The 19,157-nt window shown below is 51.1% G+C and carries 21 protein-coding genes and 1 tRNA gene; 10 read left to right on the top strand and 12 right to left on the bottom strand.

What is annotated here, in order from left to right:
* Positions 1-13: 13 nt before the first annotated feature.
* The 3 genes from J5A66_RS04960 to J5A66_RS04950 form a co-directional block, all read right to left on the bottom strand.
* Positions 14-1,189 (bottom strand): MFS transporter, encoded by a 1,176-nt coding sequence (locus J5A66_RS04960; RefSeq protein ID WP_211791357.1) that lies wholly within the window; start codon positions 1,187-1,189, stop codon positions 14-16.
* A gap of 8 nt (positions 1,190-1,197) precedes the next feature.
* Positions 1,198-2,019, bottom strand: a complete 822-nt coding sequence (gene panB / locus J5A66_RS04955; protein ID WP_211791356.1) for a 3-methyl-2-oxobutanoate hydroxymethyltransferase — start codon at positions 2,017-2,019, stop codon at positions 1,198-1,200.
* 62 nt (positions 2,020-2,081) lie between these two features.
* Positions 2,082-2,735, bottom strand: coding sequence for an HAD family phosphatase (locus J5A66_RS04950; protein WP_211791355.1), 654 nt, complete (start codon positions 2,733-2,735; stop codon positions 2,082-2,084).
* Between the two features lie 353 nt (positions 2,736-3,088).
* On the opposite strand from J5A66_RS04950, the gene J5A66_RS04945 reads away from it, so the two are divergent.
* From J5A66_RS04945 to J5A66_RS04920, 6 genes are all read left to right on the top strand, one after another.
* A complete protein-coding gene (locus J5A66_RS04945) occupies positions 3,089-3,886 on the top strand; it encodes an RsiV family protein (RefSeq protein WP_211791354.1) in 798 nt (265 codons plus the stop codon).
* A gap of 13 nt (positions 3,887-3,899) precedes the next feature.
* On the top strand, positions 3,900-4,529 hold the full coding sequence (rsmG, locus tag J5A66_RS04940; RefSeq protein ID WP_211791353.1) for a 16S rRNA (guanine(527)-N(7))-methyltransferase RsmG: 630 nt from the start codon (positions 3,900-3,902) through the stop codon (positions 4,527-4,529).
* Positions 4,530-4,537: 8 nt separating this feature from the next.
* Positions 4,538-5,182 carry an MBL fold metallo-hydrolase gene (locus tag J5A66_RS04935; RefSeq protein WP_211791352.1) on the top strand — a complete coding sequence of 215 codons (645 nt, stop codon included), beginning with the start codon at positions 4,538-4,540 and terminating at the stop codon, positions 5,180-5,182.
* Between the two features lie 97 nt (positions 5,183-5,279).
* Positions 5,280-5,852: a crossover junction endodeoxyribonuclease RuvC gene (gene ruvC, locus J5A66_RS04930; RefSeq protein WP_211791351.1), complete on the top strand. Its 573-nt coding sequence runs from the start codon at positions 5,280-5,282 to the stop codon at positions 5,850-5,852.
* Positions 5,853-5,877: 25 nt separating this feature from the next.
* Positions 5,878-6,348 (top strand): hypothetical protein, encoded by a 471-nt coding sequence (locus J5A66_RS04925; RefSeq protein WP_211791350.1) that lies wholly within the window; start codon positions 5,878-5,880, stop codon positions 6,346-6,348.
* A 103-nt stretch (positions 6,349-6,451) separates the two neighbouring features.
* Positions 6,452-6,525, top strand: a tRNA-His gene (locus J5A66_RS04920).
* 111 nt (positions 6,526-6,636) lie between these two features.
* On the opposite strand, the gene rlmH is transcribed toward J5A66_RS04920, so the two are convergent.
* Together rlmH and J5A66_RS04910 are read right to left on the bottom strand one after the other, a co-directional pair.
* A complete protein-coding gene (gene rlmH, locus J5A66_RS04915) occupies positions 6,637-7,110 on the bottom strand; it encodes a 23S rRNA (pseudouridine(1915)-N(3))-methyltransferase RlmH (protein WP_211791349.1) in 474 nt (157 codons plus the stop codon).
* Positions 7,107-7,436 carry a DUF4491 family protein gene (locus tag J5A66_RS04910; RefSeq protein ID WP_211791348.1) on the bottom strand — a complete coding sequence of 110 codons (330 nt, stop codon included), beginning with the start codon at positions 7,434-7,436 and terminating at the stop codon, positions 7,107-7,109. Before J5A66_RS04910 ends, rlmH begins: the two co-directional genes overlap by 4 nt.
* 244 nt (positions 7,437-7,680) lie before the next feature.
* Between J5A66_RS04910 and J5A66_RS04905 the strand changes: the two genes are divergently transcribed.
* The 4 genes from J5A66_RS04905 (at position 7,681) to J5A66_RS04890 (ending at position 13,694) form a co-directional block, all read left to right on the top strand.
* Positions 7,681-9,426 carry a phospho-sugar mutase gene (locus J5A66_RS04905; RefSeq protein WP_211791347.1) on the top strand — a complete coding sequence of 582 codons (1,746 nt, stop codon included), beginning with the start codon at positions 7,681-7,683 and terminating at the stop codon, positions 9,424-9,426.
* A gap of 586 nt (positions 9,427-10,012) precedes the next feature.
* A complete protein-coding gene (locus J5A66_RS04900; RefSeq protein ID WP_211791346.1) occupies positions 10,013-12,262 on the top strand; it encodes a BamA/TamA family outer membrane protein in 2,250 nt (749 codons plus the stop codon).
* An 11-nt stretch (positions 12,263-12,273) separates the two neighbouring features.
* Positions 12,274-12,924: an endonuclease III gene (gene nth, locus J5A66_RS04895; RefSeq protein ID WP_211791345.1), complete on the top strand. Its 651-nt coding sequence runs from the start codon at positions 12,274-12,276 to the stop codon at positions 12,922-12,924.
* A gap of 68 nt (positions 12,925-12,992) precedes the next feature.
* On the top strand, positions 12,993-13,694 hold the full coding sequence (locus tag J5A66_RS04890; RefSeq protein WP_211791344.1) for a DUF2461 domain-containing protein: 702 nt from the start codon (positions 12,993-12,995) through the stop codon (positions 13,692-13,694).
* 242 nt (positions 13,695-13,936) lie between these two features.
* Here the strand turns inward: J5A66_RS04890 and J5A66_RS04885 are convergent, their stop codons facing one another.
* From J5A66_RS04885 to J5A66_RS04855, 7 genes are all read right to left on the bottom strand, one after another.
* A complete protein-coding gene (locus J5A66_RS04885) occupies positions 13,937-14,368 on the bottom strand; it encodes a biotin/lipoyl-containing protein (protein ID WP_211791343.1) in 432 nt (143 codons plus the stop codon).
* On the bottom strand, positions 14,365-14,532 hold the full coding sequence (locus tag J5A66_RS04880; protein WP_211791342.1) for a hypothetical protein: 168 nt from the start codon (positions 14,530-14,532) through the stop codon (positions 14,365-14,367). Before J5A66_RS04880 ends, J5A66_RS04885 begins: the two co-directional genes overlap by 4 nt.
* A gap of 48 nt (positions 14,533-14,580) precedes the next feature.
* Positions 14,581-16,146 carry an acyl-CoA carboxylase subunit beta gene (locus J5A66_RS04875; protein WP_211791341.1) on the bottom strand — a complete coding sequence of 522 codons (1,566 nt, stop codon included), beginning with the start codon at positions 16,144-16,146 and terminating at the stop codon, positions 14,581-14,583.
* Positions 16,147-16,248: 102 nt separating this feature from the next.
* A complete protein-coding gene (locus tag J5A66_RS04870; protein WP_211791434.1) occupies positions 16,249-16,749 on the bottom strand; it encodes a biopolymer transporter ExbD in 501 nt (166 codons plus the stop codon).
* Positions 16,730-17,269 (bottom strand): biopolymer transporter ExbD, encoded by a 540-nt coding sequence (locus J5A66_RS04865; protein WP_211791340.1) that lies wholly within the window; start codon positions 17,267-17,269, stop codon positions 16,730-16,732. The genes J5A66_RS04870 and J5A66_RS04865 overlap by 20 nt, the downstream gene beginning before the upstream one ends.
* Before the next feature lie 73 nt (positions 17,270-17,342).
* Positions 17,343-17,837 (bottom strand): hypothetical protein, encoded by a 495-nt coding sequence (locus J5A66_RS04860; RefSeq protein WP_211791339.1) that lies wholly within the window; start codon positions 17,835-17,837, stop codon positions 17,343-17,345.
* Positions 17,838-17,844: 7 nt separating this feature from the next.
* Positions 17,845-18,708 carry a MotA/TolQ/ExbB proton channel family protein gene (locus J5A66_RS04855; RefSeq protein WP_211791338.1) on the bottom strand — a complete coding sequence of 288 codons (864 nt, stop codon included), beginning with the start codon at positions 18,706-18,708 and terminating at the stop codon, positions 17,845-17,847.
* Positions 18,709-19,157: the final 449 nt, after the last annotated feature.

Raw genomic sequence — 19,157 nt, 5'->3', positions numbered from 1 at the left:
ATCTTGCAAAACCCTAACGATTCTTATTCCGCATATACCATGAGTGGACGAAACCCACATACAACGCCAATGCCAGCACCACAACGCCCAAAGCCACGCACAACACCTGGTGTTCGTGTCCCGAAAGCAGCGCATAGCCTACGAAAAGGCCCGCCGCCAAACCGCTTTCCCAGGCCAACATATAGGTGCTCACAGCCGTTCCACGTTGGCAATGCTTACTAAGTTTGATAAAGAAAAGCAGAAAGCGCGCCCCAATCAGTCCGATTCCCAAGCCCGTGAAGACAGGCGACAGATACGTCACCACCATTTGTTTACGGGTGAGCATCATCAAAAGAGCAGCCCCGATGAGAATCAATCCCGACACCACCTCGCTCTTCAAGTCGGCATTGACAAAGGCATAGCGCTCTGCCAACAGAGCGATGCAGAAGCCCACCATCATCATGGCATAAAACATCGCCGTGAACTCGACCGATAACAGCAGTCCTACCGCCACATTGATGACAAACAAATTCAGGAAAAGCCATTTGGCCGAAGAGAGGAAAAAGCGGTCGGTGCTGATGATTTTCACATCGTCTTCAGGCGTTTTAAAAGGAAAGTTGATGCTTGAGAGCAAAGCAAAGGCCACCGCTGCGATACCCGCTGCCACCCAAATGGCATCGACAGACGTACGCGAAACGACCACAGCCAGCATCGGCCCCAAAGACAATGCAAACCTACCAAACCATGTCGCGGCATGATTGGCCTCTGTGCGCTGGAACGATTCGCTCTTATCGATAATCAATGTGCTCGAAAGAATCATCTGCATCAATCCGAATGCCGCTCCCAATACCACCCGACAAAACAGTAAAAGCGGGAATTGCAACCCCGAAAAGGAGAGATATTTCTGCACGCCCCATGTTCCGACAAGCGATAGAAAGACAAAGAACATCGCCCAAAGACAAACTCTATTGCGGCGATAACGTTGCACCCAAAAGTTGCAAAAGCCTCCCAGTACGAACAATCCCAGGCCATACGCTCCCATCATTATGCCCGTTTCGACCGTATTCATGCCTGCCGAACTAAGCATCCACACCGGAAGCACGGGTATGAGCATGTCTACCGACATCGTGATGAGCAGATTGATGATGGCCAACAGCCAAAAATCGGCATGCCAAAGGCGAATATGCACGGGGGTGTTCTGTGTATCCATACCTTTATTTAATAAGATTCCGTTGCACTGGGAAAATCTTTCGTCTTCACATCATTAATATAATGACCCACGGCATCGGTCATCACAGCACTTAAATCGGCATACACCCGCAAGAATTTAGGACGAAAAGCCTGCGTCATTCCCAACATATCGGCATATACCAGAATCTGTCCGTCGGTTTCGTTGCCCGCTCCGATGCCGATAGTGGCACAGCCAACAGTCTTGGTCACCTTTGCTGCGAGCGCAGCCGGCACCTTTTCGAGCGTGATGCCGAAGCAGCCCGCAGCCTCCAATTTCCTTGCGTCGGCGAGTAGTCTCTCGGCTTCGGCCTCGTCTTTAGCCCTTAAACCATAACCGCCCAGCTTGTTGATACTCTGCGGCGTGAGCCCCAGATGCCCCATAACAGGGATTCCTGCATCGACAATACCCTTGATCGTATCGGCCATCTCTGCTCCACCTTCTATTTTCAGTGCGTCTACGCCCGTCTCTTTCATCACGCGCACAGCATTACGGATGCCCTCTTCGCGCGAGATTTGATAGCTTCCGAAAGGCATATCGCAAACAACGAGGGCGTGTTTCACAGCTTTCGCCACACTGCGAGCATGATAAATCATCTCATCGAGTGTGATGGGCAACGTGTCGGCATGGCCTGCCATGACGTTAGAAGCCGAGTCGCCCACGAGAATGCCGTCAATCCCGGCACGGTCGATAATGCCTGCCGTGGTGTAATCGTAGGCCGTGAGCATCGAGATTTTCTCGCCTGCCCGCTTCATCGCGATGAATTGTGTGGAAGTGATTTTCTTTTTATCGGTTGTTAAATAACCTGCCATGATGCGTTGATTTGCTCGCAAAATTACTATTTTTTATCAACTCCCGCAAATACCCGCCACCTTTACAGGGCCTTTACAAGGCTTTCGAACGTCTGTCCCTCGAAATTGGGGATGATCACCTTTGTATACGCTGCTATCACCTCCGGGGCGAGCGTAGTAGAGAGGCCCACCAATGGAATGCCTGCTGCCAAAACGGCCTTCATCCCATTGATACTGTCTTCAAAAGCGACACATTCTTCGGGCTGGGCGTCGAAACATGAGGCTCCGAGAAGATAGCAAGAGGGATCGGGCTTGCTGTGTTCAAAATCTTCGGAGGTGATAATGCGATCGAACAAGCTCTCGAAATCGGGATGTTCTCTATACACCTGTCTCATTTTCCGAAGGTTACTGCTGGTCACCACCGCCGTTTTCACACCGTTGCGGCGCAGCTGCTGCACGAAGTCGAGAAAGCCTTTGACGTAGAAATAAGGCATTTCTTGTTCAAAATGGTTCAACCCCAGGGTAATCTCCCTTTGCAGATCGGGCCTTTCGGGAAAATATTTCTCGTAGATCCAAGTCAGCGTTTGCCCTTTGATGGTCTGCTCCAAGCCCCTCCGTCCGGGAAGAAGCCGAGAAAAGACATCCTCCCAAAACACACTGTAAAGGTTTTCAGTAGCAAACACCACCCCGTCTAAATCGAAGAGCGCGACACGCTTTTTGATTGTTTTCTCTTCCATATCTTCTTTTCTTCTTAAGGTGTTTCTTTTTCATCTCTTAGCTTTCGGATGCCCATCTCTTAGCTTTTGAGTGGCAAAAGCTAAGAGATAGCATTGCGTTTTCTTAGCTTTTGCAAATCATTTTCTTAGCTTTTGCAAATTGCTTTATAAGCTATTGAACAGCAGCTGGTTAGAAAGGCGTATTTCTACGCTTGGGTTTGATCTCTCCAAGCCTTACCGGCATCCCGCCCTGCTACCTTCTGCGGTCGTTGCAAAATTACTCCTTTTTACTGACAGATGACAGAGATTAACACAGAATATCTATCTTCTTACCGTTTTATTCGTAACTTTGCACCAGATTAGACAGTACACACATGAGAGGATTTCTTCTTGCTTCCATCCTATTTCTTACTTTCTACGCCTGCGGCAACAGGTCGACGAGAACGGCAAAGACCGACGGATTGACTTTCGACAGTGTGGTCGTAGACACGATGGCGGCTCTAACGACCGACAGCAACTCGCCCAAATGCACCGTGAAACTGAACATCCAATATGCCAAAGGCCAAAATGCACAGATAATTAATCAAGCTCTCTTACGCTCGGGACTGCTCGCGCCCGACTATTTTTCGCTTACCCGCAAACCGATGGAGATGAGAGCGGCGGTAGATTCTTTTGTCCGTCGATTGCTAACAGACTATCATCAAGATTACGGCAGTCTGTATCGGCGAGACCGGGAACATGCCTCGGCCTATGAGTATGCATACAACGTGCAGACCGACACACGCAACGGGATCGACAACATCGTTGTTTATACCGCCCGAATCTATACCTATGCGGGCGGTGCACATGGCATTTCGCAGACGCTGATAAGAAATATCGACACGCGCACGGGCAACCTTCTGCGCCTGTCCGATGTCTTCGTGCCGGGCTACGAGCCCACGTTGAAAGAGATTTTGCTGCAAAAGATTCAAGAGCGGTTCAAGGCCAAGAGCCTGGAAGATCTGGCCAAACAGTCTGTTTTCACCGATGGCGATGTCTACGTGCCCGAGAATTTTGCGCTCGATGAAGATGAAATCTCTTTCGTGTTCTGTCAGGATGAGATTGCACCTCATGCCGTGGGCGAGATTGTTGTGGGCATCAGTCGCAGCGAACTGAAAGGCATCTTAAAATAAAGAGGTAATACCGATGGAAGAAATACTGAAATATTTTCCGAATTTAACCGACCTTCAACGCCAGCAAATCAAGCAGTTAGATGAGTTATACCGGGATTGGAACGAAAAAATTAACGTCGTCTCGCGCAAAGATATCGACCATCTCTACCTGCATCACGTGTTGCACTCGTTGGCCATTGCCAAGTATATCCAATTCAGAGACACAACCGAGATTCTCGATTTCGGCACAGGCGGCGGCTTTCCGGGCATCCCCTTAGCCATTCTGTTTCCCCAATGCCGGTTCAAACTGATAGACCGCACGGCAAAGAAAATCAGAGTGGCGCAAGAGGTGGCACAGGCTTTGGGCTTAGAAAATGTTACGGCCCAACAACTCTCGGGCGAAGAGGAGCGGGGCAAATACCACTTCGTGGTGAGCAGAGCCGTGATGCCGCTGCCCGATCTGTTGAAAATTGTGCGCAAAAACATCTCTTCACATCAGCAAAACTCACTTCCCAACGGGGTGATTTGCCTCAAAGGCGGCGACCTGCAACACGAAATGAGGATGTTTCGCAAGGTGGCCGACGTGACGAAAGTGAACAACTGGTTCGATGAAAACTGGTTCAGAGAGAAACAGGTGGTTTATGTTCCCATCACAACAAAATAAAAAAAACGATGCTACAGATTCAGAAATTTGTGTGCAACATGCTGCAAGAAAACTGCTACGTGGTGGCAGACGACAGCCGAGAATGCATCATCATCGACTGCGGTGCCTTTTATAAGGAAGAACGCGAGGCGATTGTCAACTATATCGACCTTCACCAATTGGTACCCAAACACTTGGTAGCCACACACGCGCACATCGACCATAACATGGGCAATGGAGCTCTTTTCGAGGCCTTCGGACTGAAACCCGAGGTCTCGGCAGCAGACCGTTATCTAATGGAAAAACTGCCCGAACAGGCCGAATTTTTGTTGCACATGAAGCTGAACGACAACCTCCCGCCCGTGGAACGCTATTTCGACGAGACCGATGTTATCTCGTTCGGACACCATCGGTTCACCATCATCCCCACGCCGGGCCATACCGAGGGGAGCTGTGTGTTCTATTGCCAAGAAGAAAACGTGGCTTTCTCGGGCGATACGCTCTTCAAAGGCTCCATCGGAAGGGTGGACTTAGAGGGCGGAAGCATGTTCAAAATGATTCAAAGCATCCGGTTTCTCTCGCAACTGCCCGACCAAACACAGGTGTTTCCTGGACATGGAGAGGCCACAACCATCGGCGAGGAACTGGCCCATAACCCTTATATGGAGCGATAAAGACGAAATGCCGAGGAGAAAAAGAACAAGGCGATCGTCTTAACTCCTTTCACTCCTCTCACTCCTTAACTCCTAAATAAAAAGAGAAAACCATCAGATGGCGCAAACAGAAACAGAGAAAATCATTCTCGGCATCGACCCCGGAACCAACGTAATGGGCTATGGTGTCATCAAAGTGGTGGGAAAAAAGGCATCGATGGTGGCCATGGGCATTATCGATTTGCGAAAAGTGGGCGACGCTTACCTGCGACTGGGTCATATCTTCGAACGGGTGACAGGCATCATCGATGCTTATCTGCCCGACGAACTGGCCATAGAAGCCCCCTTTTTCGGCAAAAACGTGCAGTCAATGTTGAAGCTGGGGCGAGCTCAAGGCGTGGCTATTGCCGCGGCTATTCACCGAGATATTCCCATACACGAGTATGCTCCGCTGAAAATAAAGATGGCCATCACTGGACAGGGACAGGCTTCCAAAGAGCAGGTGGCCGGTATGCTGAAACGCCTATTACACCTGAACGAAGAGGAGATGCCCAGATTCATGGATGCCACCGACGCACTCGGGGCCGCCTATTGCCACTTCTTGCAGATGGGAAGACCCGAAACCGACACCAAATATCGCGGTTGGAAAGACTTCGTCAGTAGGAATCAGAATCGCATAGCAGCAAAATAGACAACAGGAATCAACAAGACAGATAATGAAAAAGATTTTTTTAACGGCTCTGATGCTGTGTGGTCTTTCACTCACGGCACCCGCCCAGGAAGTATATCAAGAAATTTTGCGCCTCTCGAGGAAGGTTGCCGCCGACAAGAACAAGAGCTTAGATGCAAGAAAAGTGGCCACGTTCAAGGTGGACGAACTAAATTATATGGCGATGAAAACCAAAGAACAGATGCCCGACAGTAGCGTTCGGGTGCTGGATGTGCAGGCTTATGCCATGTACGACTTTGTGAATCTTTTCATGCGCCGGCTGACAGAAGCTCGGAAAAAGGCCGATAAAGAAAAGGTGATGACCCGCTTTCGGGAGGCATCCATCAATAACAGCCGTTTTAACGACATGGATAAAGAGTTGGTTTTGAGCTATTATGACAATCCCAACTATCTTACACAGTTCTCCTTGGACACCGATTGGGTGAAGGCTTTGGCCGAGATTCGCAGCAAGAAGTAGGTCGATAAAATAGACTTTCACACAAAAAGACATCTGAAAATTTGCAGGTATCGGGCAAAAACAATACCTTTGCAAGCGAATTCAGATAATGAACTTCTAAACGGTGGCTATAGTTCAGTTGGTTAGAGCGTCAGATTGTGGTTCTGAATGTCGTCGGTTCGAACCCGACTAGCCACCCAACAAAAGCGGATGCGTCAATAGGCGCATCCGCTTTTGTTATATTTATAAAAGAAAAAAGGAGGAAAGAGTGAAGAGCAAAAGGAAAAAGGGATTCGCCTTTTTCGATCCTTAGCCCTCGTGATGGTAAGGTTCGCCTTTGAGAATGGTGCACGCCCGATACAGCTGCTCCGTGAAAATGAGTCGTACCATCTGATGAGAGAAAGTCATTTTGGAAAGGCTCAGCTTCTCGTTAGCCCGCTGTTCAACCGCAGAAGAGAAACCGTAAGGACCGCCGATCACAAAAACTAACCGACGCAATACCTGCCTCTTGCGCTCCATCCATGAGGCAAACTCAAGGCTGCGCAGTTCTTTTCCATCCTCGTCGAGCAGAACCACCCAATCGTCTGCCTGCCATCGCTTCAGCAACAGTTCGCCCTCGGCTGCCTTTTGCTGACTTTCGCTTAGACTTTTCGTGTTTTTCAGTTCGGGAATCACCGTTACGGCAAACGGCATATAATGGTTGATGCGTGCAGAATAAAGGTCGATGCCCTCTGAAAAAATCTTACTCGTGGTCTTTCCCACGAGTATCAGTTCTACCTTCATACTGTTTTTTGTTCTTCGTCTTTGGTTTGGTAGGCTGCCTTTCGCTTGGGATTCATAGGGAACCAGCCACGTTCCACTCGCTTTTTCTGTTCAATGAGTTCGCCGATCGACCAAAGAAATGATGCTCCCACCACGCCCAAGACAGACGAGACGATAACGTTGGCAATGCAAACGGCTGTTGCGATGCACACGAGTCCTAATAAAAGGAATCCCCACCAGGGACGAGTTCCCCAATAATATTCCACTTTAATAACGATGGGATGAAAAATCCCGATAATCAAGAAGGTGCTTACGGCGATGATGATACCTGTAAAATACAATTCCATTGCAGATGAGTTGTTAAATGAATCGAATAAAATTAAGTTGCAAATGTAGCGAAAAAAAACCGGAAAGTCAAACGGAAGACCTCGTCTACGGGCTTTTTTCTGAAATTAAGGAGGCGGAGAGAACGATTGCTGATTTATTTTATTAATTTTGCGAAGCTGAGACTCCGAGACAAAAGGCCTCGGAAGAGGGCTATCGAAACTGAAAAGACTCAAGTAAGACATTCATTTTCAACAATAACAAATTATGGAAAATAACACTGAACTGATTGCACAGTGCGAGGCAAAAGCCGAGCATTGGCTGACTCCGGAGTTTGACGAACAAACCCGGACTGCCGTGAAAGAAATGATGAGCAGCGACGACAAAGGTCCGCTGATCGAAGCTTTTTACAAGGATTTGGAGTTCGGTACGGGCGGACTTCGCGGTATCATGGGCGTGGGCAGCAACCGAATGAATATCTACACCGTGGGCATGGCTACGCAAGGACTAGCCAACTATCTGAAGAAAGCCTTTCCGCAGGAGACAGCCCTCTCGGTGGTCGTTTGTCACGACTGCCGCAACAATAGTCGGTTGTTTGCCGAGACCGTGGCCAACATCTTCTCGGCCAACGGTATCAAGGTGTATCTCTTCGACGATATGCGCCCCACGCCGGAGTGTTCGTTTGCCATTCGCCACTTCGGTTGTCAGAGCGGCGTGAACATTACGGCCAGTCACAATCCCAAAGAATACAACGGCTACAAGGCTTACTGGGAAGACGGTGCGCAGGTATTGGCTCCACACGATAGGGGAATTATCGATGAGGTGAACCGGGTGAAGGTTTCCGACGTACAATTCGAGGGCAATCCGGCACTGATTCAACTCATCGGCGAAGAAATCGACAAGATTTACCTCGACAAGGTGAAGACGGTGAGCATCGACCCTGCCGTCATCGAACGGCAGAAAGACCTCAAAATCGTCTACACGCCGCTGCATGGAACGGGTATGATGCTGATTCCGCGTTCACTGAAGCTATGGGGATTTGAGAATGTGCACTGCGTGAAGGAACAGATGGAACGCAGCGGCGACTTCCCCACGGTGGTCAGTCCGAACCCCGAAAACGGAGAGGCTCTCACCCTGGCTCTGCGCGATGCCAAGGCCATCGATGCCGACATCGTGATGGCTTCCGACCCCGATGCCGATCGTGTGGGCATGGCCTGCAAGAACGACCGGGGCGAATGGGTGCTCATCAACGGTAACCAAACCTGCCTGCTCTTCCTCTACTACATCATCACCAACCGCATCCGGACAGGTCAGATGCAGCCCAACGATTTTATTGTCAAGACCATCGTCACCACGGAGGTGATCAAAAAAATCGCCGACAGAAATCACATCGAGATGCGCGACTGCTACACGGGTTTCAAATGGATAGCCAATGAAATTCGCAAGTCGGAAGGGAAACAGAAATTCATCGGCGGCGGCGAAGAGAGCTACGGCTTTATGGCGCAAGACTTCGTGCGCGACAAAGATGCCGTCTCGGCCTGCTCGCTGCTGGCCGAGATCTGCGCCTACGCCAAAGATCAGGGTAAGACGCTCTACACTCTGCTCATGGACATCTATCTCGAGTATGGATTTTCGAGAGAATTCACCATCAACGTGGTGAAACCCGGCAAGAGCGGAGCCGACGAGATCAAGGCCATGATGCAGCGTTTCCGGAAGAATCCGCCTTTCGAGATTGCCGGTTCGAGAGTAGTCGCATTCAAAGACTACAAAAGATTGATTCAGATCGACGGCAACGGCAAAGAGTCGATCATCGATATGCCCGAGACGAGCGACGTGTTACAATGGTTCTGTGAAGACGGAACGAAAGTGTCGGTACGCCCATCGGGTACAGAGCCCAAGATCAAGTTCTACATTGAAGTGAAAGGCGAAATGAAATGCGCCGGCTGCTACGAACGTTGTATGCGCGAGGCCGACGAGAAAATCGAGGCCATCAAGCAGTCTTTTGGACTCTAAGCCCCATCCCTTCACATCACAACATCCCGACGAGCCACAGAGGTTGGTCGGGATGTTTTCGTTCCATCAATGAAGCCGAGCCTCCGAAGTTAGGGGGTGAGGGGTCTGTTGAGTTGACGAGGAGGTTTCCCCGCTGCGGAAAATCATCCACGGATCTCCACGATCGTTCTGAACATTTCAGAAAGCCTCCCTGGCACCCAGCGGCCGTTCTGAACATTTCAGAAAGCTTCCCTGACACCCAGCGGCCGTTCTGAACATTTCAGAAAGCTTCCCTGGCACCCAGCGGCCGTTCTGAACATTTCAGAAAGCTTCCCTGACACCCAGCGGCCGTTCTGAACATTTCAGAAGGCTTCCCTGGCACCCAGCGGCCGTTCTGAACATTTCAGAAAGCTTCCCTGGCACCCAGCGGCCGTTCTGAACATTTCAGAAAGCTTCCCTGACACCCAGCGGCCGTTCTGAACATTTCAGAAAGCTTCCCTGACACCCAGCGGTCGTTCTGCACGCTGCAGAAGCATCAGTAAAGATCGCTAAAAATGAAGAACGCAGAGAGAGACGTTCAGCAAAAAAAGAGTACCTTTGCGCTGCAATGAAGATTTCAGGAAAACTGATCCCCCACATCCTTACCACCGACAACCGATGGGTTGCCCTTCTCTGTTGGACGGCTGTTGCAGTGTTCATCCACGCATGCAGTCTGGAAAAATTCGTGCCCGAAGATGGGCACCTCTTAGCAAAAGTGGAACTGAAGTCAGACACCAAACGCATCAATCCCTCCTCGCTCGAGGCCTACATCCGCCAAAGAGCCAACTCGAAATGGTTCTCTGCCTTCAAAATTCCCGTAGGCATCTACGCTCTCTCGGGACGCGACACCACCCGATGGCTTAACCGAACATTGCAACGCATCGGCGAGAAGCCCGTGATCTACGACAGTCTACAGGCCCAACTCTCCTGCGCCAACCTGCAATCGGCCCTCCAAAATCAAGGGTTCATCAACGCCCGGGTAGAACTCTCTACCCACACAAGGGGCAAACGGCTCACGGCGCGCTACATCCTCCATCCCGGAGAACCCTACACCATTCGCTCCCTTCGCTACGACATCCAGGACGAGGCCATCGCCCGTCTGCTCCGCCTCGACCGCCCCGCTTCTCAATCCCTCCAACCCGGCCAACCCTTCAGCGTTGCCCGCCTTGAGGAGGAACGCAAACGTATCACACGACTACTGACGGACAGCGGCTACTACCGATTCCACAAAGACTTCATCGTCTACGGAGCCGATTCCACCCACGGCAACAACGAAGTAGACCTCGTTCTTCATCTCCTTCGCTACCGAGCCGACGGCAATTCGCCCGAAACGGCCCACCCCCGCTACAACATTCGGCAAGTGCGGTTCTCGACGAACGACAGCAATCGAATCCACCTCCGGCCCCGTCTCTTGCAACGAAGCACCGCCATCCGCGAAGGGCAACCCTTCTCCGCCACCGACCTGCAACGCACCTACAACAACTTCGCCCGTATGCAAGCCGTGCGCTATACCAATATCCGATTCACCCTCCTGCCCGACACGACCCTACTCGACTGCGACATCAATATCAGCACCAACAAACCCTCCACCCTCTCCTTCCAACCCGAAGGCACCAACACCGCCGGCGACTTGGGGGCAGCCGCATCCGTGACCTACGAAAACCGTAACCTCTTCCGCGGCAGCGAGCTCCTGAGCATCCAACTGCGCGCCGCCTACGAAGCTATCACCGGACTCGAAGGCTATCAGAACAAAGACTATCAGGAATACAACGTTGAAACCAAACTGAGCTTTCCAAGCTTCGTGGCTCCCTTACTCTCGCGCACCTTCCGTCGACGCAGTCTGGCTACCTCAGAACTCTCCGTGAACTGGAACCTACAAAACCGCCCCGAGTTCCACCGCCGCGTCTTCTCCACCGCCTGGCGATACCGATGGAACGAACCTGCACACCACATCGCCTACCGATACGACCTCTTCGACATCAACTACGTCTACATGCCCTGGATCAGTAGCACATTTAAACACGACTATATCGACACCGCCGGTAACCGAAACGCCATCCTAAGATACAACTACGAAGACCTTTTTATCCTTAAAATGGGCTTCGGACTGACATTCAACGACGGACTCAATGCGCTGAAACTTAACTTCGAGACGGCCGGCAATCTTCTCGCCTCCCTCTCCCGCCTACTCAGCATGCAGCAAAATGCCAGCGGTAAATACTCGCTCCTCAACATCGCCTACGCACAATACGCCAAGGTGGATGCCGACTTCACCCGGCTCTTCCACTTCGATACCCGCAACTCGCTCGCCCTGCACTTCGGTCTGGGCGTGGCCTATCCCTATGGCAACAGCACGATCCTGCCCTTCGAGAAACGATACTTCTCAGGCGGAGCCAACTCTGTGCGAGGTTGGCGCGTCAGAGAACTCGGCCCCGGCTCATTCAAAGGTACCGACGGACGAATCGACTTCATTAACCAAACCGGCGATATGAAGCTCGACCTCAACCTCGAATATCGCACATTCCTAGGCTGGAAACTCCACGGAGCCCTCTTCATCGATGCCGGCAACATCTGGACGTTGCGAAACTATGCCGAACAACCCGGCGGACAATTCCGTTTCGACCGATTCTACCGACAACTCGCCGCTGCCTACGGACTGGGACTGCGGCTCAACTTCGACTACTTCGTCCTTCGATTCGACCTGGGCATGAAAGCCATTAACCCAGCCCACACCACCTCGCGCGAACACTACCCCATCGCTCACCCCAACCTCAAACGCGACTTCGCCTTCCACTTCGCCGTAGGTCTACCCTTCTAATTCCCCCCACTATGACACGAGAAGAAAGATACACTGCCATCCTTGAACATTTCCGCCGACAGGCTCCCGTCGTCACCACCGAACTCGAGTTTGCTTCAGCCTTCCAGTTGCTCGTCGCCACGCTCCTCAGCGCGCAGTGCACCGATAAGCGCATCAACCAAATCACCCCTGCCCTCTTCCGTCGCTACCCCACGCCCCAGGCCATGGCCGAAGCCGGGGTCGACGATGTATTCGAATACATCCGAACCGTGAGCTATCCCAACGCCAAGGCCCAACATCTGGTCGAGATGGCCCGCATGCTCGTGAGCGATTTCCACGGCGAGGTGCCCTCCACCACCGAAGAACTCACCCGTCTGCCGGGCGTGGGCCGAAAAACTGCCAACGTACTGCAAGCTGTCTGGTTCGGAAAGCCAACAATGGCAGTAGACACACACGTCTACCGCGTGAGCCACCGCCTGGGTCTCGTTCCACCAAAAGCCGATACTCCTCTGAAAGTTGAACAGGAACTGCTGCGACATATCCCCCAGGACGACGTCAATCGCGCTCATCACTGGCTCCTGCTCCACGGACGATACGTCTGTCAAAGTCGTACCCCGAAGTGCGATGAGTGCCCTTTCAGCTCCTTCTGTCCTAAACGAATGAAAGGCTCCAAACTAGAATAGATCTACACCCGTCCATCCAAGATCGACACAATCAAACAAAAGAAAGATTCACTAAAAGAAATAACTCTATGCAGGCAAAAAGAATCCTACGCTATTTGGCCGATCTCTCGGCGCATAACAACCGCGAATGGTATCAACAACACAAGGACGAATATCTGGCATGTCGGGAAAGTTTCGAGCAAGGCGTCCAGAAAGTACTTGCCGCCATCGGCAAATTCGACCCCGAGATCTCCCACCTACAAGTCAAAGATTGCGTCTACCGCTTCAACCGCGACACCCGATTCTCCGCCGATAAGTCGCCCTATAAAAACCACCTCGGTGCCTACATCTGTGCCAAAGGCAAAAAGGCTCTGCGCGGTGGTTATTATCTACACCTCGAAAACGGACATTGCCTCGTAGCCGTGGGCGGATATTGGTTGCCCACCAACATCCTCACCTCGTGCCGCAACGAAATTATGGGCAACATCGACGAGTGGCGACGACGGGTGGAGAACCCTGACTTTGTAAAACTCTTCGGTCGAGCAGGCGAAGGAACATGGGAACAATCTGAACGCGGATTCGGACTCTCCTCGCTCAAAACGGCCCCAGGCGGATTCCCGCGCGACTATGAATTCATTCAATATCTTCGCCTCAAAGACTATTGCGCTTGGACGAAGCTACCCGATTCTTTCTTCGAGGGCGACGATTGGATAGCACCGCTTATGAAAATCTATCAAACCGGCAAACCGATGATGGATTTCATCAATAACGTAGTCGACGATTACGAATAATTCGTCCTCTCCCCAAGAAGCGGAGTCTATTTTAGCAATCCCGTAGGACGGGAAGTTCATGGTTGGACTATTCTGGCCATTCTTTATCTCAGAACAATCGTATTCTTCTCGGAAATGGTTCCCTCCAACATATCTCCCCCTCAAGAAAAGAGTAAAAGGACAGATGTCTAAAGCATCTGTCCTTTTATTCTTTCTGGGTAAAACCTTTGCACGAGATCTGTGCAAGGGCTACCGAGGAGGAATTATTCCACCACCACGAGCGGTGTGTCTTCCATCACGCTCTCGCCTTGTTTTACGCAGATGGCAGTCACTTTACCGGCCTTCTCGGCCTCGATGTTATTGGCCATCTTCATGGCTTCGAGCACCACGAGCGTGTCACCTGCCGAAACTTCATCGCCGACGGCTACCTTCACCTCGGTAATCACGCCGGGCAACGGAGCCTTGATGGCGTTCGCCGTGTTCACATTCGCTGTCGAGGCACCTTCTTCTGCTGCCGATTCGGTCTGAGCAGTGGGTGCACCCAGCACCACTTTCTTCTTCTCGGGTTCAGCTTCTGGCTCCATTTCAACCTCGAAGCTCTCGCCATTGACGGTCACGTGGGCAACGTTCTCTTCAACATCGCCAATGGTCACTTTGTATTCCTTACCGTCGATCGTATATTTATATTCTTTCATCTTGTTGATGGTTTTTGGGTCATTGAAATGAATTTTGCATTCCACAGGCTTTCACGTCGCTGAATGGTAATCAAGCCCGGTTCCTTATCGTGCACGTTATTGCCTTTAAACTCGTGTAGAGCCAGGGCAATTGCCGCATAGATGTTCTTATCTTTTGCCTTCATTATCAATTGTCAATTTTCAATTGTCAGTTGTCACTTATCAATTCTCACTTACATCGGCATGCATCCATGTTTCTTGGCGGGCAGACTCTGCCGTTTAGTGGCCAACTGAGCCAAACCGCGACAAATGCGGAAACGCGTGTTGCGCGGCTCAATTACATCGTCGATATAACCATACTGCGCTGCCTGATACGGATTGGCAAACATCTCGGTATATTCTTCTTCCTTCTCGGCAAGGAACGCCCGAACGTCTTCGCCCGCATCTTTCTTAGCCTTTGCTTCTTTGGCACAGAGCACAGCCACAGCTCCCGATGCCCCCATAACGGCAATTTCGGCCGTGGGCCAGGCAAAGTTCAGATCGGAACGTAGCTGTTTACAGCCCATCACAATGTGACTTCCACCGTAACTCTTGCGCAAATTGATCGTGATCTTGGGTACCGTAGCCTCGCCATAAGCGTAAAGCAACTGCGCACCGTGCAGAATGACGGCGTTATACTCCTGACCTGTTCCAGGCAAGAACCCGGGAACGTCTACCAGACTCACGATAGGGATGTTGAACGCATCGCAGAAACGCACAAAGCGAGCTCCCTTGCGCGAGGCGTTGACATCAAGAACACCGGCGTAGGCCGAGGGCTGGTTGGCCACGATTCCTACACTCTGACCGTTGAAGCGGGCAAAACCCGTGATGATGTTCTTGGCAAACTTGGGTTGCACCTCGAAGAAGTCGCCGTTGTCTACCACAGCTCCGATCACCCGATACATATCATAAGCTTTGTTGGGATCGTCGGGAAGAATCTCATTCAAGCTGTCTTCCATACGATTGATCGGATCGGAACACTCCACACGCGGAACCTCTTCGGTGTTGTTCGAGGGGATGTAGCTTAACAGTTTCTTAATCATCTCCATAGCCTCCTCTTCGGTTTTGGCCGTGAAATGAGTCACACCGCTTTTCGTTGCATGCACCGATGCGCCACCGAGATTCTCGGAGTCGACATCTTCGCCCGTCACCGATTTCACCACCTTCGGACCAGTAAGGAACATATACGACGTGTTTTCCATCATCAAAGTGAAGTCGGTTAGTGCGGGCGAATAGACCGCACCGCCGGCACACGGACCGAGAATGGCCGAGATCTGCGGCACCACACCACTGGCAAGAATATTGCGTTCGAAGATCTCTCCATAACCTGCCAGCGCACAAATGCCCTCTTGAATGCGAGCACCGCCCGAGTCGTTCATGCAGATAACGGGTGCACCCATCGTCATTGCCATATCCATGATTTTGCAAATCTTCTGAGACATCGTTTCAGACAGCGAGCCGCCATTCACCGTAAAGTCCTGTGCATAGACATAAACAAGGCGACCGTCGATGGTTGCCGAACCTGCAACAACGCCGTCGCCCAAATATTGTTTCTTCTCCATGCCGAAGTTGTGGCAGCGATGTAGCTTAAACATGTCGTATTCTTCAAAGCTACCCTCATCTACCAGCATCTCTATGCGTTCACGAGCAGTATATTTACCACGTGCGTGCTGTTTTTCGATAGCCTTTTCGCCACCACCGAGCCGAGCCTGTCCGCGCTTAGCGACCAGCTCTTTGATTTTCTCTACTTGTTTGCTCATAAGTTATTTCGATTGATTCTTATTTCAAAATTCCGTGCAAAGATAGGCAAAAAGCGTGTGAATGTCTCATAAAGAACGAAGAATTACACCCCGCCGACATCCTTACCTCTTGCTCCCTCTCTCCTTACTTGCCGCCTCTCGACTACGTCCTTTCACCGCCGAATAACTGATATGCGGAACTCCAGCTCGCCGCAGGGCTTGTTTTACCTCGGTGATGGTTTTCATCTTCGTGTCTTTATCAGCTTTGATGGCCACTGTTAGTTGTTGTGCCTCCTCGGGCGACATTCTACTACGTTCGGCCACCAGGTAGTCGGTGACCTGAGAGACCGACATCAGCTTGTCGTTCAACTGAATCAGCGTGGGTGCATCCCCGTCGGTGGGTTTGCTACCGATAGGCTTTCCGATGTAGAGAGAGAACAAGGTCAACTTCTTAGCAAGCCTACCGAGTTCTGTCCCCTGCGGAACGCGATAGCGCACCTTCACTGTTACCTTACGCATGTGGGTGACAATCATGAAGAAAAACAGCACCGTGAAAATTAAATCGGGCAACGACGAAGTATTCAATGTCGGCATCTGTCGCGGTTTATTCCGTCGGATGGGCATGGGTTCCTCCTTTCTCGTCCATGCGATAGTCTTCCGACACACGCTGCGGGCATTTTTTTGCGATGTTTTCTTTCTCTTCCGGCGAGCAGACAGCATAGCGACGATTATACATCTTCATGGCCAATCGGTTGCGCAGACGGCCATAAGCCGCAGCAATAGCATTCTGAACATGAAAATAAGCATCGTAAGTAGCCTCGGGATGGGCTTGTATTTGAATCATATGATTCCGGCCTTGGCGCAGCACAAAGTCCTCAATTCGCCCCCTCAAATCGCTCGGCAGGCAGAGTTCTTCATCGACGAGCAGCCGATTGTCGGCCGTTATCGTCAGCACGAGCAACGAGTTTTTGTTCACGCGACTCTCCTCCTGTTGAGGCTTCTCCGCCGGCGGCAACCTGCGTGTAAGTCCCTTGTCAAGATCCATCGAAGTGGTGACGAGGAAAAATATCAACAACATAAACGAGATGTCTGCTGTCGATGTCGCGTTTAATTGAGGAACGATGCGTTTTCTTCTGCGAAACATAAACTACACCTTTTTATATATAGCACGGTCTGTCTGGTTCTCTCTACTCACAGCGGTTTTACCCTTCAATGGGTTATCGCTTTCGATAATAGCGCGTAGCACCGAACAACACCGTCGCAATGGCTACGACAAGCAGCAGCGTAGCCGTAGCGATGAACATATCCGATGCTTTCAACCAAAGCCAGTCAGCATAAGGCTGACCGTTGACCACCATCTCCTTGGACGACCCCAACAGGAAAGTCAGCCCCAACATCCCCACCAAAGAACCTGCCACGGCATACGAAATCCGTTTCACCGGGATGTTGTTCACCCGCCGGCCACCTTTTCCTCGCATCCGCACACTCCGTGTTACCCCCCAGCAACAAAAGCCCACGGTCACTGCCAGCAGTGCCATCATCAGTCCAACGATGCTCCCCGTGAAGAGCGGAGCGTTGAGATCGGGGTTGAAAAGATAAGGAAGATCGTAGCCCACGAGGTAGAACAGCGCAAAAAGTGCGAGGATAAGCCCCACCAAGACATAGAAGATGCGCTGCGAAATGCGTTCGGTTGTCCAACGGAAGCGTTGCATAGAGGGGTTATTTTGAAGATTGATGCCGCATAATCGAATCAAGAAGCGAGATAGACGATTCCTCCATCTGTGCCACCAAATGCTCGATTTTCGAGAGGATATAGTTGTAGAAAATCTGAAGAATCAGGGCTACAATAATGCCGAAAATGGTGGTGATGAGGGCCACTTTCATGCCCGATGCTACTACAGGGGCACTGATGTCGCCGGCCTGTTCTATCTGGTCGAACGCCATCACCATACCGATCACCGTCCCGAGAAAGCCCAACGACGGAGCCATAGCGATGAAAAGCGTTATCCACGAACAACCTTTCTCGAGATTGGCGGCCTGAACCGAACCGTAAGAAATCACCGAACGCTCGATATTGTCGATACGTTCGTTAATGCGCAGCAAGCCCTGATAACAGATAGAAGCCACCGGTCCGCGCGTATCACGGCACAAATCTTTAGCAGCTTCGATGTCACCGGCTTCGATTTTCCGATCCAAATCGGCCATAAAACGCTTGGCGTTGATTTCAGACAGACTGAGATAGATGATGCGCTCGATGCAGAATGCCAGTCCCAACACCAGTGCCAGGGCCACAAGCGACATAAAACCGGCGTTGCCTTCGATAAATTTCGTTTTCAGAGACTGGTGCCATCCCATCTCCTCCTCAGCCTCTCCGTCGGCCAGAGGCGCATCTGTCGCGGCCTGGGTAAGCAGCGTTTCACTGCCGGCCGAGTCTTTTCCGGCACTCGTCTCTGTGGTAGCTGTTCGTTTATCGACGCTTGCAGTGCTGTCGTTGCCACTCGCTCCCGTTTGTGCCACCGCCATCCATATCGAGAAGAGCAGCAACACGGCAAGCATCAGCGTTTTATAAAAAGCATGTTTCATTGTCTGTTCAGAATGATGGGTTATCTTTTTGCCCCAGAGAAGTGGGCTCGGTGCATCGGAGAATGGCCCCCGTAATGCGCGCCAAAGGTACATATTTTAGACAGAACACACAAACTGCAACTCTACAAATTCCACCTCATTCTCAAGAAACACCCCTGCAACAAACGAACAAAGAAAAGCAAAGGTCTTCCCGACACCTCTCTACCGCCATTCCGAACCTGGTAGAAAGAAATCTACTCGGAAAGCCTTTATTTCAAAGTTTTTTAGACATGAATTTCTCATTTCTTACTTCCGCTTGAGATCAACTTCAAATAGGTCATGATCAACAACCGCATAGAGGTTGTTGATGATCTGAACTCACACGCTCTTCCCCTCCCCTTACTTCTTACTACCTCCCCCCTTTTCTCCTTACTACTTCCGCCTTTTTCTCCTTACTACTTCCCTTCTTA

The sequence above is a fragment of the Prevotella sp. oral taxon 475 genome, assembly GCF_018127805.1.
Taxonomy (GTDB): Bacteria; Bacteroidota; Bacteroidia; order Bacteroidales; family Bacteroidaceae; genus Prevotella.
Note: the sequence above shows the minus strand (reverse complement) of the source record. Positions and strands in the feature narration are given on the sequence as shown.

What these genes read in the sequence shown, in the direction of transcription:
- J5A66_RS04890 (WP_211791344.1), top strand. Translation starts at nt 12,993, where the DNA reads ATGCAGGCAAAAAGAATCCTACGCTATTTGGCCGATCTCTCGGCGCAT.
- J5A66_RS04880 (WP_211791342.1), bottom strand. Translation starts at nt 14,532, where the DNA reads ATGAAGGCAAAAGATAAGAACATCTATGCGGCAATTGCCCTGGCTCTA.
- J5A66_RS04960 (WP_211791357.1), bottom strand. Translation starts at nt 1,189, where the DNA reads ATGGATACACAGAACACCCCCGTGCATATTCGCCTTTGGCATGCCGAT.
- J5A66_RS04925 (WP_211791350.1), top strand. Translation starts at nt 5,878, where the DNA reads ATGAAAAAGATTTTTTTAACGGCTCTGATGCTGTGTGGTCTTTCACTC.
- J5A66_RS04950 (WP_211791355.1), bottom strand. Translation starts at nt 2,735, where the DNA reads ATGGAAGAGAAAACAATCAAAAAGCGTGTCGCGCTCTTCGATTTAGAC.
- J5A66_RS04885 (WP_211791343.1), bottom strand. Translation starts at nt 14,368, where the DNA reads ATGAAAGAATATAAATATACGATCGACGGTAAGGAATACAAAGTGACC.
- J5A66_RS04865 (WP_211791340.1), bottom strand. Translation starts at nt 17,269, where the DNA reads ATGTTTCGCAGAAGAAAACGCATCGTTCCTCAATTAAACGCGACATCG.
- J5A66_RS04910 (WP_211791348.1), bottom strand. Translation starts at nt 7,436, where the DNA reads ATGGAATTGTATTTTACAGGTATCATCATCGCCGTAAGCACCTTCTTG.
- ruvC (WP_211791351.1), top strand. Translation starts at nt 5,280, where the DNA reads ATGGCGCAAACAGAAACAGAGAAAATCATTCTCGGCATCGACCCCGGA.
- rlmH (WP_211791349.1), bottom strand. Translation starts at nt 7,110, where the DNA reads ATGAAGGTAGAACTGATACTCGTGGGAAAGACCACGAGTAAGATTTTT.
- J5A66_RS04860 (WP_211791339.1), bottom strand. Translation starts at nt 17,837, where the DNA reads ATGCAACGCTTCCGTTGGACAACCGAACGCATTTCGCAGCGCATCTTC.
- rsmG (WP_211791353.1), top strand. Translation starts at nt 3,900, where the DNA reads ATGGAAGAAATACTGAAATATTTTCCGAATTTAACCGACCTTCAACGC.
- J5A66_RS04900 (WP_211791346.1), top strand. Translation starts at nt 10,013, where the DNA reads ATGAAGATTTCAGGAAAACTGATCCCCCACATCCTTACCACCGACAAC.
- J5A66_RS04870 (WP_211791434.1), bottom strand. Translation starts at nt 16,749, where the DNA reads ATGCCCATCCGACGGAATAAACCGCGACAGATGCCGACATTGAATACT.
- J5A66_RS04855 (WP_211791338.1), bottom strand. Translation starts at nt 18,708, where the DNA reads ATGAAACATGCTTTTTATAAAACGCTGATGCTTGCCGTGTTGCTGCTC.
- J5A66_RS04945 (WP_211791354.1), top strand. Translation starts at nt 3,089, where the DNA reads ATGAGAGGATTTCTTCTTGCTTCCATCCTATTTCTTACTTTCTACGCC.
- J5A66_RS04935 (WP_211791352.1), top strand. Translation starts at nt 4,538, where the DNA reads ATGCTACAGATTCAGAAATTTGTGTGCAACATGCTGCAAGAAAACTGC.
- J5A66_RS04875 (WP_211791341.1), bottom strand. Translation starts at nt 16,146, where the DNA reads ATGAGCAAACAAGTAGAGAAAATCAAAGAGCTGGTCGCTAAGCGCGGA.
- nth (WP_211791345.1), top strand. Translation starts at nt 12,274, where the DNA reads ATGACACGAGAAGAAAGATACACTGCCATCCTTGAACATTTCCGCCGA.
- panB (WP_211791356.1), bottom strand. Translation starts at nt 2,019, where the DNA reads ATGGCAGGTTATTTAACAACCGATAAAAAGAAAATCACTTCCACACAA.
- J5A66_RS04905 (WP_211791347.1), top strand. Translation starts at nt 7,681, where the DNA reads ATGGAAAATAACACTGAACTGATTGCACAGTGCGAGGCAAAAGCCGAG.